General features: G+C 73.5%; 13 protein-coding genes. 6 read left to right on the forward strand and 7 right to left on the reverse strand.

The genetic code is table 11. The annotated features are described in order from the left end of the window. Nucleotides 1–151: 151 nt before the first annotated feature. The gene (locus AC27L3_RS12035) at nucleotides 152–1,390 is read right to left on the reverse strand and encodes an FUSC family protein (RefSeq protein ID WP_487234000.1); all 1,239 of its coding nucleotides are present in this window, start codon (nucleotides 1,388–1,390) and stop codon (nucleotides 152–154) included. 79 nt (nucleotides 1,391–1,469) lie between these two features. Next, nucleotides 1,470–2,030 (reverse strand): sugar O-acetyltransferase, encoded by a 561-nt coding sequence (locus AC27L3_RS12040; protein ID WP_487234001.1) that lies wholly within the window; start codon nucleotides 2,028–2,030, stop codon nucleotides 1,470–1,472. Between the two features lie 50 nt (nucleotides 2,031–2,080). Between AC27L3_RS12040 and AC27L3_RS12045 the strand changes: the two genes are divergently transcribed. Next, the gene (locus AC27L3_RS12045) at nucleotides 2,081–2,743 is read left to right on the forward strand and encodes a PhzF family phenazine biosynthesis protein (RefSeq protein WP_487234002.1); all 663 of its coding nucleotides are present in this window, start codon (nucleotides 2,081–2,083) and stop codon (nucleotides 2,741–2,743) included. Between the two features lie 69 nt (nucleotides 2,744–2,812). Here the strand turns inward: AC27L3_RS12045 and AC27L3_RS12050 are convergent, their stop codons facing one another. Then, a complete protein-coding gene (locus AC27L3_RS12050; protein WP_487234003.1) occupies nucleotides 2,813–4,666 on the reverse strand; it encodes a glycoside hydrolase family 15 protein in 1,854 nt (617 codons plus the stop codon). Nucleotides 4,667–4,730: 64 nt separating this feature from the next. Further along, nucleotides 4,731–5,123, reverse strand: coding sequence for a hypothetical protein (locus AC27L3_RS12055; RefSeq protein ID WP_487234004.1), 393 nt, complete (start codon nucleotides 5,121–5,123; stop codon nucleotides 4,731–4,733). A 248-nt stretch (nucleotides 5,124–5,371) separates the two neighbouring features. On the opposite strand from AC27L3_RS12055, the gene AC27L3_RS12060 reads away from it, so the two are divergent. After that, nucleotides 5,372–6,277 (forward strand): DMT family transporter, encoded by a 906-nt coding sequence (locus tag AC27L3_RS12060; RefSeq protein ID WP_487234005.1) that lies wholly within the window; start codon nucleotides 5,372–5,374, stop codon nucleotides 6,275–6,277. An 88-nt stretch (nucleotides 6,278–6,365) separates the two neighbouring features. Continuing rightward, on the forward strand, nucleotides 6,366–8,045 hold the full coding sequence (locus tag AC27L3_RS12065) for a bifunctional 3'-5' exonuclease/DNA polymerase (protein ID WP_487234006.1): 1,680 nt from the start codon (nucleotides 6,366–6,368) through the stop codon (nucleotides 8,043–8,045). Between the two features lie 115 nt (nucleotides 8,046–8,160). Here AC27L3_RS12065 and AC27L3_RS12070 read toward each other — a convergent pair whose 3' ends face one another. Further along, complete coding sequence (locus AC27L3_RS12070; RefSeq protein ID WP_487234007.1) at nucleotides 8,161–8,871, reverse strand: response regulator; 711 nt, start codon at nucleotides 8,869–8,871, stop codon at nucleotides 8,161–8,163. Then, nucleotides 8,868–9,695: a sensor histidine kinase gene (locus AC27L3_RS12075; RefSeq protein ID WP_487234008.1), complete on the reverse strand. Its 828-nt coding sequence runs from the start codon at nucleotides 9,693–9,695 to the stop codon at nucleotides 8,868–8,870. Before AC27L3_RS12075 ends, AC27L3_RS12070 begins: the two co-directional genes overlap by 4 nt. 152 nt (nucleotides 9,696–9,847) lie before the next feature. Here AC27L3_RS12075 and AC27L3_RS12080 point away from each other — a divergent pair, with 152 nt between their 5' ends. The 3 genes from AC27L3_RS12080 to AC27L3_RS12090 all read left to right on the forward strand — a co-directional run bounded on the left by AC27L3_RS12080 (nucleotide 9,848) and on the right by AC27L3_RS12090 (nucleotide 14,296). Beyond that, nucleotides 9,848–10,558 (forward strand): ABC transporter ATP-binding protein, encoded by a 711-nt coding sequence (locus AC27L3_RS12080; protein ID WP_487234009.1) that lies wholly within the window; start codon nucleotides 9,848–9,850, stop codon nucleotides 10,556–10,558. After that, nucleotides 10,555–12,861: an ABC transporter permease gene (locus AC27L3_RS12085; RefSeq protein WP_487234010.1), complete on the forward strand. Its 2,307-nt coding sequence runs from the start codon at nucleotides 10,555–10,557 to the stop codon at nucleotides 12,859–12,861. The genes AC27L3_RS12080 and AC27L3_RS12085 overlap by 4 nt, the downstream gene beginning before the upstream one ends. Before the next feature lie 61 nt (nucleotides 12,862–12,922). Beyond that, nucleotides 12,923–14,296 carry an erythromycin esterase family protein gene (locus AC27L3_RS12090; RefSeq protein WP_487234011.1) on the forward strand — a complete coding sequence of 458 codons (1,374 nt, stop codon included), beginning with the start codon at nucleotides 12,923–12,925 and terminating at the stop codon, nucleotides 14,294–14,296. Nucleotides 14,297–14,365: 69 nt separating this feature from the next. Here AC27L3_RS12090 and AC27L3_RS12095 read toward each other — a convergent pair whose 3' ends face one another. Then, nucleotides 14,366–15,898, reverse strand: coding sequence for an AMP-binding protein (locus tag AC27L3_RS12095; protein WP_487234012.1), 1,533 nt, complete (start codon nucleotides 15,896–15,898; stop codon nucleotides 14,366–14,368). Nucleotides 15,899–15,961 lie beyond the last annotated feature (63 nt).

Consider the following 15,961-nt stretch of genomic DNA (forward strand, 5'->3'; position numbering starts at 1 on the left):
CAGCCGGCTCCGTGCACCACCTGCCCAAGCCGTGGTCGGTGAGCTTGTCCGCCGGGCGGGAAACCGAGTCGCCATGCAGCCACGGATGTCCGGTTTCTGGTTTTCACTCCTGACGGCCTGGCGCGTCGCTGCACGAGGCTGACGAGCGGCCTCAGTCGCGGTTGGCGAACCAGCCGCGGCGCCAGCCGTAGCCGCTGCTACGCAGGCGGCGCTGGACGCGGTGCAGCAGCGGGTAGCGCTCGCGCTGTTCGCGGGTGGCGCGGTCGAGCTCCTCGGTCAGGCGCTCGGTGCGCTTCTCCACGTCCAGCTCGTCGAGGATGCGGTCGATCTCGGCCAGCAGTGCGCCGTGCAGCTGCCACTGGCGCGGGTGGCGCTGCACGCCCTCCAGGAGCAGGTGCGCGGCGCGGTCGCGGCCGGCCCGGCCGGCGGCGAGTTCCTCCATCAGCCGGTCCTCGGCCTTCTCGGCGTTGCGGCTGACCTGGGTGGTGATGAGCACCGCGAAGCTCTCCACCGCCCGGGCGAGGTGGTGGCAGACCTCCCGCAGGGCCTCGGCCACCTCGGGGGTGAACATCGGCTCGCCCGTCCGTTCCTTGGCCAGGTCGGTCAGCGTGCGGCACAGCACCCGCAGCACCACCGCGGCGATCTCCAGGGCGTCCAGGCCGGTGCGCAGCACCACGCGGAACAGCAGCCCCTCGCGGACGCGGGGGTTGAGCCGCAGGCTGTCCTCGGCCTGCCGCAGGGAGGCGTCCACCTGGACGATGTCGTGGTCCAGCCGGCGGGCCTCGTGCAGCCGGGCCGCCGCCTCGGCGACCGGGGTGTGCCCGGTGACCTCCTCGCCGACGTGCCGCAGCAACTGCCCCATGCGGCGCGAGAGCTGTTCGATGGCCTCGCTCGCGGGCTGCACCCATACCGGGGGGACGAACAGGACGTCGAAGAGCAGGCCCACCACGGCGCCGATCAGGGTCTCCAGCACCCGGTCCCAGGCGGTGGCGGCCACTCTGGTCACCCCGAGCACCAGCATGGCGCTGATCGCCACCTCCGGCACGAATTCACCCGCGCGGACGAACCGCCCGATGATCAGCGAGGCGAGGATGATCAGGCCGAGGCTCCACCAGGTCAGGCCCACCAGGACGCTGAAGCCGATGGCGATCAGGACGCCGGCCACCACGGAGTTGACCCGGCGGATGCCGGTCGTCAGCGTCGAGTACAGCGTGACCTGGACGACGAGCAGCGCGGTCAGCGGTGCCGTCAGCGGCAGGGGCTCGTTGCTCAGCTGCAGGGCGACCACATAGGAGATCACCGCGGCCAGCGTCGAGCGGACCGCCTGCACGACGGCGGGTTCGCGGTGGCGCCGTACCAGGGTCGTCAGGGGGTCGATGAGTTCAGGCACTTTGTGCCTCTTCCCGCCCAGAAGCATCACATGACACTTCCGCCTCACCCGTATGGCGCAGCCGGTGGCCCCGGGCTCCTCACTCCGGCAGTTCGCGCACCACCCGTGCCGGATTGCCCACGGCCAGCACGCCTGCCGGCAGGTCCCGGGTGACCACGGAGCCGGCTCCGACGACCGTGTTCGCGCCGATGTCCACCCCGGGGCAGACGATCACTCCGCCGCCCAGCCAGACGTTGTCGCCGACGGAGATCGGCAGCGCCCGCTCCCAGCCGGCCCGCCGCCGCTCGGCGGCCATCTCGTGCAGCGGCGTCAGCAGCTGTACGTACGGCCCGATCTGCACGTCCGCGCCGACGGTGATCGGCGCCGCGTCGAGGAAGACCGCCCCGAAGTTGACGAACGTCCCCGGGCCGAGGCTGATGTGGTAGCCGAAGTCGCAGTGGAAGGGCGGCCGGACGTTCACCCTCTCGCCCACCGAGCCGAGCAGCCGCTCCAGCAGCGCGCGGCGCTCCGGCGCCGTGGCCGTGGACGCCGCGTTGAACGCCGCGCACAGCTCCGCCCGCCGCCGGGTGTCCGCGGCCAGCTCCGGATCGTCGGGGACATACCACTCGCCCGCCCGCATGCGCCGTTTGTTCTCGCCCACCACCGCTCCTCACGCCGATTGAAGCCGAGCGAAGCTGATTGAATCAGCTCATGGTTGATCATGTCGCGGTAAGGGTGTTCACCGGCCCGGACGGAACGGGCGGCAATCCCCTCGGAGTCGTCATGGACGCAGCGGCCGTCCCCGGCGCACGCGAACGCCGGCACCTCGCCGCCGAACTCGGCTACAGCGAGACCGTCTTCGTCGACGACGCCCGGACCGGGCGCGTCGACATCCACACCCCCAGCACGCGGCTGCCCTTCGCCGGACACCCGCTCGTCGGTGTGGCGTCCTGGTTGCGCAGCCGCGGCGAGCCGGTGGACGTCCTGCGCCCACCGGCGGGCGAGGTGCCCACCTGGCAGGAGGACGGACTCACCTGGATCCGGGGACGGGCCGCCTGGGTCCCCGGCCGGCGGACGCAGCGCTTCGCCACCGTCGCCGAGGTCGACGAGCTGCCCGCCCCGCCGCCGGGGGAGGGCTGGCTGTACGCCTGGGCCTGGGAGGACGAGGTCGCCGGACGCGTCAGGGCGCGGGGCTTCCCGCGACGCGGCGACGGAGTGGCCGAGGACGAGGCCACCGGCGGGGCCGCCCTGGTGCTGACCGTCGAGCTGGGCCGCTCCCTGACCGTGCGGCAGGGCGCGGGCTCGCAGATCCTCACGCGCTTCCTCGGCGACGGGGTGGTGGAGCTGGGCGGCCGGGTCACCGCTGCCGGGTGACGGCCACCGGGTGACGCCCGCCGCGACCTTCAGCGGCCTTCAGCGGCCCTCAGCGCCCCTCAACGGCCCTCAGCGGCGGCAGTGCCGCGTCACCGCGCCGCGCTGCGTGGCCAGCGCGCGGTCGAGATTGGTGGCCGCGCTGATCAGTGCCAGGTGGGTGAAGGCCTGCGGGAAGTTTCCCAGGGCCTCGCCCGCCGGGCCGATCTCCTCGGCGTACAGGCCCAGGTGGTTGGCGTGGGTGGTCATCTTCTCGAAGATGTACCGCGCCTCGCCGACCCGGCCGGCGCGCGCCAGGGCCTCGACGTACCAGAAGGAACACAGGTTGAAGGTGCCCTCCCGGTCGGTGAACCCGTCGGCGCCGTCGGCCTGGTAGCGGTGCACGAGGCTGTCGCTGACGAGTTGCTCCTCCAGCCGCCGCACGGTCGACAGGAAGCGCGGGTCGGCCGGGCCCACGAACTTCACCAGCGGCATCACCAGCAGCGAGGCGTCCAGCACGTCGCTGTCCGCGTACTGCACGTACGCCCCCAGCTCGTGGGAGTAGCAGCTGTTCTGCACGTACCGGTACGCCGCGGCGGCCGCGTCGCGCCAGCGTTCGACCGGGGCGGGCATGCCGCGGTGGCGGGCGATGCGCATGGCCCGCTCGAAGGCCACCCACGTCATCAGCGCCGAGTACGTGAAGCGGCGCCGGCCCCCGCGGGTCTCCCAGATGCCGTCGTCCGGCTCCTCCCAGTGCTTCTCCAGCCACTCCAGCTGCCGGCTCAGCGCCTCCCACAACTCGTAGGAGATCGGCTCGCCGTACTTGTTGTACAGGTAGACGGAGTCCATCAGCTCGCCGTGGATGTCCAGCTGCAGTTGCAAGGACGCGGCGTTGCCGATCCGCACCGGACGGGCCCCGCGGTAGCCGGCCAGGTGGGTCAGCTCGGTCTCCGGCAGCCCGGCGCGGCCGTCGATGCCGTAGAGCACCTGCAGCCCGGTGTCCGGCGGCGCCTCCACGCACCGGTCGTGCAGCCAGTCGACGAACCCGGCCGCCTCCTCGGTGAAGCCCAGCCGCATCAGTGCGTACAGCGTGAACGCGGCGTCGCGCACCCAGGTGTAGCGGTAGTCCCAGTTGCGGGAGCCGCCCGGCGACTCCGGCAGCGACGTGGTGGGAGCGGCGATCAGGGCGCCGGTCGGCTGGTGCACCAGCAGCTTCAGGGCCAGGGCCGAGCGTTCCACCGTCTCGCGGTAGCGGCCCTGGTAGCGGGACTGGCGCAGCCAGCCGTCCCAGTAGCGCAGGGTGTCGTCCAGGAGGCGGTCGACCTCCGTGCCGTCCACCGGCCGCGCCCGGCCTTCCCACTGGGCGGCGAGGGAGAGCGCCTGCCCGGCGGACAGCTCCACCGTGGCCAGCGCCGCGTCCCCGTCGGCGCGCAGCGGCACGGAGGAGCGCAGCACCAGGTGGCCGGCCGGGCTCGTGAACACCGCGCCGACCCCCTCGACCAGCGCCACTTCGTGCGGGGCGCGGGCGTAGTCGAACGCCGGGCGGCACTCGACGTCCACCCTGGCGCTGCCGCGCACCACCCGCAGCTGGCGCACGATCTGCCGGGTGCCGCCCGCGGTGCAGGCGGGGTGGTCGGGGACCATGAAGTCGTACAGCTCCGCCACCGCGTCCTCGGCGAGGAAGCGCGTGAGCAGAACGTTGGAATCCGGCAGGTACATCTGCTTGGTGCGCTCGACCTCCGGCACCCGCACCGAGAAGAACCCGCCGCGCTCCGCGTCCAGCAGCGAGGCGAAGACCGAGGGCGCGTCGAAACGGGGCAGGCAGCACCAGTCGATCGTGCCCTCCGCCCCGACCAGGGCCACGGTGTGCAGGTCCCCGATGATCCCGTGGTCCTCGATGGGCAGATAGGGCGCGTCGTGCCGTCCCGCATGGTGCGCGTGCGTCATGGCCTGTGCCTCCTCGCCTCAGGGCGGGACGCGGCGCCGTGCGGCCGCCGGCCGCGGCCGGCCGTCAGGCGTCCGGGCGCGGCGCCAGGCGCAGCCTGACCTCCAGCTCGTGCTCGCCCGGGACCGTGCCCTGGTGCTCGACGTCGAAGACGGCCGCCAGCTCCTCCTCGACCTGGCGCACCGGATCGGCCGCGCCGAACAGGTCGGCCACCACGCCGCCGGTCAGCGGCGCCGCCGAGGGCGCCCCGCGGGGCGTACGCGTGCGGGCGTCGACCACCGTGCACCACATGGTGGCAGCGCCCTCACCGGTCCGCTGGCCGGCGGCGCTCCGGCTCGCGTCGGGCTCCGTGCCGCCGGGGAAGGCCGCCTCCAGGGCGCCGAAGACGACGCCCGCGTCGGCCGTGCCGCATCCGCTCAGATGCACGCTGACATGGTCCGCAGTCTCCAGGCCGCTCATCACCCACTGCTCCTTCGCCGTCGGCGTGCGCCACTGCGCGCGGGTCCCCCGTCCGAGGGTACGGGAGCGCGGGCCGCGCGGCGCGGCGGAGAGGCCGTCCGTGCAATCTCAAAGAATCCCTTGGGGATATAAGAGGAATCTGTTATTCGACTTATGAGTCGATTCTCGGTAGCTTCGGCAACATCGTCGAAACGTTCGACGCATACCGAGCCGATAGGCGGTGTTTTCCGTTGACCCCGTGGAAGTTCATGGCCGCGACCGCGGTCCTGTGGGGCTCGGCCTTCCCTGCCATCCGCATGGCCCTGGAGGGCTACGCCCCGGAGTCCATCGCCGTCCTGCGCCTGGTCACCGCCGTCGCCCTGCTGCTGCCGTGCCTGCTGACCGGCCGCATCGGCCGGCTGCGCCGCGGCGACGCCCTGCGCATGGCCGGCTTCGGCCTGACGGGCATGACCGCCTATCAGCTCCTGCTCTACGCAGGTGAACGCCACGTCGAAGGCGGCACCGCCGCCATGCTCGTGGCCACCTCGCCGGTCTTCGCCACCGCACTGGGCATGCTCGTCCTGCGCGAACGGCCCGGCCCCTGGGGCATCGCCGGCCTCCTCGTCGCCCTCAGTGGCGCCCTCGTCGTCGCCCTCGCCGGCGGCAGCGGCGGCACCCGCTCCGGCATGGCCATGATCGTGCTCGCGGCGGCCGCCCAGGCGACCTCCTTCGTCCTGCAGAAGCCGCTGCTGCAGCGGTACTCCGGAATGGACTGCATCTTCTACGGCAGCCTCTTCGGACTGCTGCCCCTGCTCTTCTTCGCCCCCGGCGCCGTCACGCAGGCCGCGGCCGCCGGATGGCAGCAGCACGCGGCGGTCCTGTGGCTCGGTCTGGGCTGCACGGTCCTGGCGTTCTGCACCTGGTCGCGCGTCCTGCAGGCCGCGACGGCCTCCGTCAGCTCCCTGGTCCTGTACGCGGTGCCGGTGGCGGCCCTCGCACTGGACGCCCTGCTCCTCGGCTCGGTACCGAGCCCGATGGCGGGGCTGGGCGGCCTGATCGTCCTCGCCGGCGTCGGCCTGGCGGCGCTACGCCGTGGGCCCTCGGGCGGCCCCTCGCGCACGGTGGCGTCGTCGCGCCCGGCACGGCACGACGAGCCGGTGGGCACCCGGCGCTGAGCCACGGCACCCCGTAGAGGCTGCCCCCGGGCCCCGCCGCAGGCGCGGACCTGAGGGCGATGTCAGACCCCGGTGCGAAACTCACCCCATGAGATGGGTGGTGGCCGACGCGCGCGACGGGGGCGTGCACCTGTGCCCCGTCGACGACGCAGGGCACCCCGCCGGCCCCACCCTCCGCGAGCCCTCCCTCGTGCAGGCCGTCGGGTCCCGGCCCGCCGTGGACCGGTGGATCTGGCGGTCCACGGCCGAGTCCTACGGCACTCTCCTCGCCGCCGGCCTGCACGTCGAGCGGTGCTACGACGTGGAGGCCGCCGAGGCGCTGCTGATCGGCCACGAGGAGGGGCAGTCCGGGCAGCCGCGGTCGCTGGCGGCGGCCTGGGCGCGGCTGCACCGCCTGCCCGTCCCGCAGGACGCGCCCGTGCGGACGGCGACGGCCGGCGGGCAGCCGTCGCTGTTCGAGCCGGGCCCGGTGCCGTTGCCCGCGGGGACGGACGAGCTGACCGCGCTGCGCGAGGTGTACGCCGACCAGCTGGCCCGTACCGCCCGTACGGTGCACCCCGAGCGCATGCGCCTGCTGGCGGCCGCCGAGTCGGCCGGCACGCTGGTGGCGGCCGAGATGGGGCGGGCCGGGGTGCCGTGGCGGGCCGACGTCCACCACGCACTGCTGACGTCGCTGCTGGGCGAGCGCTACCCCGGCGGCCAGGAGACCCGGCGCCTGGCGGAGCTGGCCGAGGAGGTCTCCCGGGCGTTCGGCCCGGGGGCGCGGGTGCGCCCCGACCGGCCCGCCGACATCGTGCGGGCCTTCGCCCGGGAGGGCATCGCCCTGTCCTCGACGCGCGCCTGGGAGCTGCAGGACATCGACCACCCGGCCGTGCCGGCCCTGCTGGAGTACAAGAAGCTCTACCGCCTGCACACGGCCCACGGCTGGGCCTGGCTGCAGGCGTGGGTGCACGAGGGCCGCTTCCGCCCCGAGTATCTGCCGGGCGGCACCGTCACCGGCCGCTGGACGACGCGCGGCGGCGGGGCGCTGCAGATCCCCCGGGTGGTGCGGCGCGCGGTGGTCGCCGACCCGGGCTGGTGCCTGGTCGTCGCGGACGCCGACCAGATCGAGCCCCGCGTCCTGGCCGCGATCTCCCGCGATCCGGGGTTGATGGAGGTCGCGGGCACCGGGCACGACCTGTACGCGGGCCTGTCGCAGCGGTTGTTCGCCGGCGACCGGGACCGCGCCAAGCTGGCCGTCCTCGGGGCGATCTACGGGCAGACGTCCGGCGACGGCCTGCGGCACCTGGCCGAGCTGCGCCGCCGCTTCCCGCGGGCCGTGGCGTACGTGGACGACGCCGCGCGGGCGGGGGAGGAGGGCCGCCTGGTCCGCACGTGGCTGGGCCGCACGTGCCCGCCGTCCTCCACCGCGCTCGCCGAGGAGGCGGGCCTGCCCCAGGACGAGGAGCCGGCCGCCCCCGGCGGCACGGCGGGCGCCCGCCGACGCGGCAGGTTCACCCGCAACTTCGTCGTCCAGGGCAGCGCCGCCGAGTGGGCGCTGATCGTGCTCGCCCTGGTACGGCAGGCGACAGCCGGGCTCAAGGCGGAGCTGGTCTTCTTCCAGCACGACGAGCTGATCGTGCACTGCCCCCGCGAGGAGGCCCCCGCCGTGGCGGAGGCCATCCGCTCGGCCGGCGACCACGCCGGCCGCCTCGCCTTCGGCGCGACACCGGTGCGCTTCCCCTTCACCACCGCGGTGGTGGAGTGCTACGCGGACGCCAAGGAGTGAGGGAGCGGGCCGTGCCCACGGGGTGAGTTCGACTCCATGGGCCGGGTCCGCCCCGAGAGCCGGTCGCGCGGCCGTGCCCGCGCCCCTTGCGGGGCGCCGATCCGCCGGACACGCCTCAGCGTCTCTGCCGAGCGGCTTCGGCGGGGTCACCCGGAGAGACAAGTCCTGTCTCGTAGGCGAGGACGACGGCCTGGGCCCGGTCGCGCAGGGCGAGTTTGGCGAAGATCCGGGCCACGTGGGTCTTCACCGTCGCCTCACTGAGTGTCAGCGTCCGCGCCAGTTCGCTGTTGGACAGCCCCCGGCCCATGAGCGTCAGCACCTCGCGCTCCCGTTGCGTCAGGGCGGCCAGGTCGCGGTGGACGGCCGGGGTCCCGTGCCCGGGGGCGCTGGTGCCTCCGGCGAAACGCTCCACCAGGCGGCGGGTGATCGAGGGGGCGAGCAGTGCGTCGCCGGTCCTGACCAGGCGCACGGCGGAGGCGAGGTGTTCGGGGGTGACGTCCTTGAGGAGGAAGCCGCTGGCGCCGGCGGCGAGGGCAGCGTAGACGTAGCGGTCGAGGTCGAAGGTGGTCAGCATGATCACCCGGCAGTCCGGGGCCTGCGCGAGGACGCGGCGGGCGGCCTCCAGGCCGTCCATGGTGGGCATCCGGATGTCCATCAGCACGACGTCGGGCCGCAGTCCGCGCACGGCTGCCACCGCCTCCGCCCCGTCGGCGGCCTCGCCCACCACGTCGATTCCGCGGGCCGTCAGGATCAGCCGGAAGCCGGTGCGGACGAGTTCCTGGTCGTCGGCGACGACGACGCGGGGGGCGGATTCGGCGGGTGTCATGGCCGGTCCAGGGGGATCCGGGCGCGGACACGGTAGCCGCCGCCGAGGCGGCGGCGGGCGTCCAGGTCGCCGCCGTAGACGGCGACCCGTTCGCGCAGCCCGAGCAGGCCGCGTCCGGTTCCGTCCGCCCGCTCGGCGGCCGGGCCGCCGGGGGAGGCGAGGCCGCCGGCCGTCAGGACGCTCGGCCCGCTGTTGAGGACCTCGACCCGCAGGAAGTGATCGGCGTAGCGCACCGTCACCTCGGCCTTCACCGCGTTTCCGTGCTTGAGGGCATTGGTCAGGGCCTCCTGGACGATCCGGTAGGCGGTGACATCGATTCCGCCCGGCAGCGGGCGCGGTTCCCCGCAGATGCGTACGTCCACGGGCAGGCCGGCGAAGGCGAACCGGTCGATCAGCGAACTGAGCCTGCTCAGGCTCGGCTGGGGCGAGAGATCCGTACCGTAGGGCTCGTCGTCGCCGTTCTGCGCGGGGGCGAGCAGGCCGAGCAGGTGCCGCAGTTCCGTCATCGCGTTGCGTCCGGCGCTCTCGACCGCGGCCATCGCGGCCGCGGCCTCGTCCGGCATGGTGGCCAGCACCTCGCGGGCCGCACCGGCCTGGACCACCATGAGGCTCACGTTGTGGCTGACGATGTCGTGGAGGTCCGCCGCGATCCGGGCCCGCTCGGCGTCGACCGCGGTCCGTGCCGCGCTCTCCCGCTCCCGCTCCAGCAGCCGGCCTCGCTCCTCGATGGCCGACCGGTGGCGCCGTCGCACCCGGACGAGGGCCGCCCCCAGCCAGCCGGCGGCAGCACATGCCGCCGCCAGCGCGACGACCGGCCACCCCACCCCTGAACTCCACACTCCGTCAGCCTCGCAGCCCCGCCCCCCGCTCCGCATCATTCCCAGGGCCCACCTGCGTACATCCCCGGGATGACGGGTCCGTACGGTTGCATCCGGGGAGGGACGCCGCCCCGTCCCCCCGATCCTAGGTTCGTGCCATGACTCATGATCCACTCAGTTCGCAGCAGGTCGTCGTGCGGCTGGACGACGTGCACAAGCAGTACGGCGACGCCAAGGCCCTGGACGGGATGTCCCTGGAGATCCGCGCGGGGGACGCGGTCGCCGTGATGGGGCCCTCCGGCTGCGGCAAGTCCACCCTGCTCAACATGGTCGCGGGCCTGGACCGGCCGACATCCGGCACCGTCGAGGTCCACGGCCGGGACCTCGGCACGCTGAACGAGACCGGGCTGGCCCTGTTCCGGCGGCGGCACATCGGCATGATCTTCCAGTTCTTCAACCTCGTCGACGACCTCCCGGCGCTGGACAACGTGGCGCTGGCCGCCCAGCTGACCGGGACCTCCGCCCGGCAGGCACGCCGTCGCGCGCTGGAACTCCTCGACGAACTCGGCATCGCCCACCGCAAGGACACCTACCCGGCCGCGCTGAGCGGCGGGGAGCGCCAGCGGGTCGCCGTGGCCAGGGCACTGATGAACCGTCCGGCCCTGCTGCTGGCCGACGAGCCGACCGGCGCCCTGGACAGCCGCTCGGGCGAGCAGGTGATGGACCTGCTGATCGACCTCAACCAGATCGGCCAGACCCTTTTGATCGTCACCCACGACCCGCATCTGGCCACCCGCTGCGCCAGCCGTCTGATCGAGGTGGCCGACGGCCGGGTGGCCCGCGAGAGCGCGCTGGAGCCGACCGCATGAGCGCCGTCTGGTCGGCCGCGCGCGCAGTGATGAAGCGTCGCAAGGTCCAAACGGCCGTCATCGGACTCGTCGTGCTGTGCTCCACCACGACCGTCCTGCTCGCGCTGACCCTGCTGAGCGCCGCCTCGGCACCCTTCGAGCGGGCCTTCGGCCAGCAGTGCGGCGCCCATGCGGTGGCGGCCTTCGACCGGAGCAAGGTCTCGGACACCCAGCTGGCGCGTACCGCCGGGCGGCCGGGCGTCCAGGCCGCCGCGGGGCCGTATCCCCAGGCCGCCGTCGACATACCCGCACAGTGGCTGTGGGTCCCCTCGGGCCCCTTGACGGTCGTGGGCCGCTCCGATCCCGGGGGCACCGTGGACCGCATCGGCCTCCTGGAGGGGCGCTGGGCCGCCCGGCCCGGCGAGATCGTCGTCAACTGGCCCGGCCGAGGCACCCCCGGCCCGCAGCAGCTGGGGACGAAGCTCACGGTGCGCGGTGCCCCGGCGCTCACCGTCGTCGGCTTCGCCACCAGCATGAGCAAGTCCGCCGGCGCCTGGGTCGTCCCCGAACAGATGGCCGCGCTGCACCCGGCCTCCGTCCAGATGCTCTACCGCTTCACGAACGCCTCCACCGACCGGCAGATCCGCGACGGCCTGGCGCAGGCCACCGCAGGGCTGCCTGCGGGCTCGCTGACCACCACGCAGTCCTCCCTCACGCTCAAGCGGGCCTTCTCCGCGGTGGTCGATTCCTACCTTCCGTTCATGACGGTCTTCGGCGTCCTGGGCCTGCTGGTCTCCGCCCTGATCGTCGGCAACGTGGTCAGCGGCGTGGTCGTCTCCGGCAACCGGCACATCGGGGTGCTCAAGGCACTGGGCTTCACACCGAACCAGGTGGTCGCCGTCTACCTCACGACGGTCTGCGTGCCCGCGGTGGTCGGCTGTGTCGCCGGCACCCTGATCGGCGACGCGCTGGCGCAGCCCCTCCTGCGGGACGCCTTCAGCGGAATCGAGACCGGCAGTGCCGCCATCGGCATCGGCCCCTGGGCGTACGCCGTCTGCCTGCTGGGCATGCCCGCCCTTGTCGTCCTCGCCGCGCTGGTCCCCGCGCTGCGCGCGCACCGGCTCTCCGCGGCCCGGGCGATCAGCGCGGGCAACGCCCCGCGCACCGGGCGCGGGCTGCGCATCCAGCGGGTGCTCGGCGGCACCCGGCTGCCGCGCGCCGTGAGCCTGGGCCTGGGCCAGCCCTTCGCCCGCCCGGGCCGCGCCCTCATGACGACGGCGGCCATCGTCCTCGGCGTCACGACCGTGACGCTGACGACCGGTCTGACCAGCACCATGGTCGCCTTCGGCAAACACGGCCAGAACAACGGCGCCGCCTGGGTGAACGTGGAGGCGGGCAGGCCCGGGCTCGGCCAGAGGGCTCCGCAGCTGAGCGACCGCCAGGTCGAGGCCCGGCTGCGGGCCCTTCCCGGGGCGGAGCTGGTGACCGCCCGCGCCCTGACCACCGTGCGCCTGGCCGGGTACACCCAGACCGCCTTCGCGGACTTCTACCGCGGGGACACCCGGATGTACGACTCCGAGGTCGTCAAGGGCCACTGGCCGCACGGACCGGGCGAGGCCGCGGCGGCGCCGGCGTTCCTGAACCAGCACGGGCTCACGGTCGGCGACGAGATCACCCTGTACCTGAACGGCAGGCAGGCACGCGTCACCCTCGTCGGTGAACTCATCGAGGGCAATCCCCGTGCCATCGAATCCAGCTGGCAGACCCTGGCCGAGCTCGATGCGGATCTGCAGGCCGTCGAGTACACGGTCAGGCTTGCCGACGGCGCCGACCCCGAGACGTACGCCAAGGCCGTCAAGGCGTCCGACCCGGGCCTGTACCTGCTGCCCGGCGCCTCGGCGAACACCACCACCACGACGGTCGTGGGCTTCTCGGCGGTGTTCACCGTGCTGCTGACCGCCGTCGCCGCCCTGGGCGTCTTCAACACGGTTCTGCTGAACACCCGGGAACGCCGCCGCGACCTGGGCATGCTCAAGTCGATCGGCATGACGCCGCGCCAGGTCACGGTGATGACCGTGACGTCCGTGGCGGGCCTGGGCGCGGTCGGCGGGCTGCTGGGGATACCCCTGGGAATGGCCGTGCACCGGCTGCTGGTGGACCACGTGGGGGTGGCCGTGTTCCCGGAGTCCATGAAGGACGTCTGGCACGCGCCGCAGTTGGTCGTCCTGGCCCTGGCGGGGGTCGCGATCGCGGTCCTCGGCGCGCTGGTCCCGGCCCGTTCGGCGGCGCGGCTGACGATCGCCGGGGTGCTGCACAACGAGTAGGCCGGACAAGCAGCCCCATCCCCGTCACAGGCGCCTCAACTGCCTCACGTATAACACGTGCATGACACACATGACCTTACGCCGTACCGCCGTCCTCACCGTCGCCCTCGCCTCCCTCCTCGGGCCGGCCGCCTCCACCGCCACCGCCGTGGGCCCGGCGGCGCCGGCCGCCGCCGCGCAGGGTCCCGACCGGGGCGTCGTGGCCGGGCTGGAGCGGGCCGCGCACCCGCTGCGCAGCACCGCGCCGGGCGGGTTCGACGCGGACCTGGCCGCGTTCGGCGCGGCGACCCAGGGGGCGCGGATCGTCGGGCTGGGCGAGGTGTCGCACGGCTCGAAGGAGGTCTTCACCGTCAAGGACCGGCTGCTGCGGCGCCTGGTGACGCACGAGGGCTTCTCCGCCTTCGCCATGGAGATCAGCTGGTCCGCGGGCGTCCGGCTGGATGCGTACGTGCGCACCGGCGAGGGCGACCTGCGCCGGATCATGCGCGAGGAGTTCCAGGACGGCTACGGCCTGCTCAACACCGAGGAGCTGCGGCAGCTGTTCGCCGGGGTGCGCGAGCACAACCGCACCGCCGCCCGTCCGGTCCGGATCGTGGGCCTGGACTTCTCCGACGCCGACCCCGAGCAGTACGAGCGCATCCTCGCCTGGGCCGGGAAGCACACGCCCGCCCTCGTGCCGGAGCTGGAGCGGCGCTACGCCGCCCTGCGGGCCCTGCCCGGCGGGGTCGGTGCACGGCTGGCGGCGTACAGTGCCCTGCCGCCGGCCCGGCGCACGGCGATGGCCGGCGACGCCCGGGCCGCGTACCGGCTCCTGGAGGGGGCGGCCGAGCGGGATCCGTGGGTCCTTCAGGAGGCGCGGGTCCTTGCGCAGATGGCCGAGTCCTTCGACGTCGACTTCGACGATCCCGCCCAGGTCACGGCCGCCAACCGGCAGCGGGACCGGATCATGGCGGAGACCGCCGTGTGGTGGCAGCGCACGATGGGCGACCGCCTGGTGCTCTCCGCGCACGACGGGCACGTCGCCCACGACTCCGCCTTCCCGGCCGTCTACCCCGTGACGATGGGCGCGGACCTGCGGGAGCTGATCGGCAGCGGGTACCTGGCCGTCGGCACCACCGTCCACAGCGGCGAGTACCGGGCACGGACGGCATCGGGGGAGGCGGGGACGTTCCGCGTGCCCCCGGCCGCGCCGGGCAGCAACGAGGAGACCCTCGACGCGGTGCGCCACCGCGACTTCGTCCTCGACCTGCGCGCCGCGCGCCGCGATCCGGCCGTCGCCGCCTGGCTGGGCACCGCCCGGCCGACGTACGTCATCCCCGGACGCCATCCGTACAACCCGGTGTCCTCGCTGGCCCTGGGCAGCGCCTACGACGTCGTCGTGCACCTGCACCAGGTGCATGCGTCCGTGCCGGTGCCGGTGCCGGGGCAGCGCTGAGGCGAACGCCCGGCACTCCGCCACGGGGGCGAGCGGAGTGCCGGGCGCGTCGAAGGGGTTGACGTGCGGTCAGCCCACGGGGAGCTGCTCGGCCCGGGCCCGCAGCGTGTTCTTGTCCGGCTTGCCGGCCTCGGTCAGCGGCAGTGCCTCGGCGAAGGCGATGCGCGCCGGTTCGTACATGGCACCGCGCTGCTCGCGCACGTAGGCCCGCAGCTCCTTCTCGTCCGGCTCTGCGCCGGGCCGGGGCACGATCACGGCGTGCACCTGCTCCATGCGGTCCGCGTCGCGGACGCCGAAGACGGCGCTGTGCAGGACGTCGGGATGGCGGTTGAGCAGGTCCTCGAGCTCCGAGGTGTACACGTGCCCGCCCACCACGATGATCATGTCCTTGAGCCGGTCGACGACCGTGAGGTAGCCCTCCTCGTCGACGAAGCCCACGTCACCGGTGTGCAGCCAGCCGTCGCGCAGGACCTCGGCGGTCAGTTCGGGCTGCTTCCAGTAGCCCTGCATGACGTGCGGCGAGCGGACGCATATCTCGCCGTGCCGCCCGGTGGGCAGGTCGTTGCCCGCTTCGTCGCGGATGGCGACCTCCACGTCGGGCAGGATCTTGCCGGCCGAGCGCAGCACCTCGGGGCGGTCCGGGTCGTGCTGATCGGGCATCAGCATGCTGATGCCGCCCACCTCGCTCTGCCCGTAGAACTGCATGAGCACCGGGCCCAGGCGCCGGACGGCGTCCGCGATGCGGGCAGGGGACGCCTGGCAGCCGCCGTAGGTCAGGGACCGCAGGCTGGAGGTGTCGGTGCGGTCGGCGTCCGGGTGGTCCAGGAGGCGGTAGAGCAGCGGCGGCAGCAGGAACAGGTCGGTGATGCGCTCCCGTTCGATCGCCGCCAGCACCGCGGCCGGGTCGAAGTCCTCGTGCAGCACGACGAAGCCGCCGTGGCGGAGCGTGATGTCCGTGAACAGGCCGCCGATGTGGGCGAGCGTGGTGCACACCAGCTGCCGGCGCTCGTACGGTTCGCGCTCCGGCCGGTAGCCGGCCACCTGGCCGAAGGTGGTGCAGATGCCCTTCGGGTGGCCGGTGGTGCCACCGGTGTGCCGGATGCTGCAGATGTCCTCGGGCCGCGCCGCACCGGGCAGCGGCTCGGCGGACTCCCCGGCGGCCAGCGCCAGCAGGTCCTCGCCCGTGGCCGCGGGGCCGAGGGTGAGCACGTGCTCCACCGGAGCCAGTGCGGTCACCTCGGCGGTGCGCTCGGCCCAGCGGGGGTCGGCTATGAAGGCGTGGGTCTCCACATCCTGCACGATGAGGGCCTGGGCCTCCGCCGACAGCCGGTTGTAGAGGTGGTTGACCCGGCTGCCCAGCAGGTTCGCGGCGTAGCGGGCGGCGACGATCTCCGGGAGGTTGCCGCCGAGCAGCGTGACGGTGTGGCCGCGGCCGATGCCCCTGCGGCGCAGGGCGCGGGCGGTGCGGTACACCAGGTCGCGCAGCTCCCCGGCGGTCGTCCACCGGTTCTCATGCAGTAAAACGTTGCGCTCGGGACGGTCGTTCAGAGCATCGAGGTTCTCCTCCACATAGCTGCGGAAGGCCTCTTCGGTGGCGGTCATGCGGTGTGCTCTTTCCTTCGGTCGTGATGCGCGGCGCGCTCCATATAGTTTCCTGGGGCAATT

This window comes from Streptomyces sp. PKA51 (genome assembly GCF_057552455.1).

What these genes read in the sequence shown, in the direction of transcription:
- AC27L3_RS12045 (WP_487234002.1), top strand. Translation starts at nt 2,081, where the DNA reads ATGGTTGATCATGTCGCGGTAAGGGTGTTCACCGGCCCGGACGGAACG.
- AC27L3_RS12050 (WP_487234003.1), bottom strand. Translation starts at nt 4,666, where the DNA reads ATGACGCACGCGCACCATGCGGGACGGCACGACGCGCCCTATCTGCCC.
- AC27L3_RS12055 (WP_487234004.1), bottom strand. Translation starts at nt 5,123, where the DNA reads ATGAGCGGCCTGGAGACTGCGGACCATGTCAGCGTGCATCTGAGCGGA.
- AC27L3_RS12060 (WP_487234005.1), top strand. Translation starts at nt 5,372, where the DNA reads ATGGCCGCGACCGCGGTCCTGTGGGGCTCGGCCTTCCCTGCCATCCGC.
- AC27L3_RS12065 (WP_487234006.1), top strand. Translation starts at nt 6,366, where the DNA reads ATGAGATGGGTGGTGGCCGACGCGCGCGACGGGGGCGTGCACCTGTGC.
- AC27L3_RS12070 (WP_487234007.1), bottom strand. Translation starts at nt 8,871, where the DNA reads ATGACACCCGCCGAATCCGCCCCCCGCGTCGTCGTCGCCGACGACCAG.
- AC27L3_RS12080 (WP_487234009.1), top strand. Translation starts at nt 9,848, where the DNA reads ATGACTCATGATCCACTCAGTTCGCAGCAGGTCGTCGTGCGGCTGGAC.
- AC27L3_RS12085 (WP_487234010.1), top strand. Translation starts at nt 10,555, where the DNA reads ATGAGCGCCGTCTGGTCGGCCGCGCGCGCAGTGATGAAGCGTCGCAAG.
- AC27L3_RS12090 (WP_487234011.1), top strand. Translation starts at nt 12,923, where the DNA reads ATGACACACATGACCTTACGCCGTACCGCCGTCCTCACCGTCGCCCTC.
- AC27L3_RS12095 (WP_487234012.1), bottom strand. Translation starts at nt 15,898, where the DNA reads ATGACCGCCACCGAAGAGGCCTTCCGCAGCTATGTGGAGGAGAACCTC.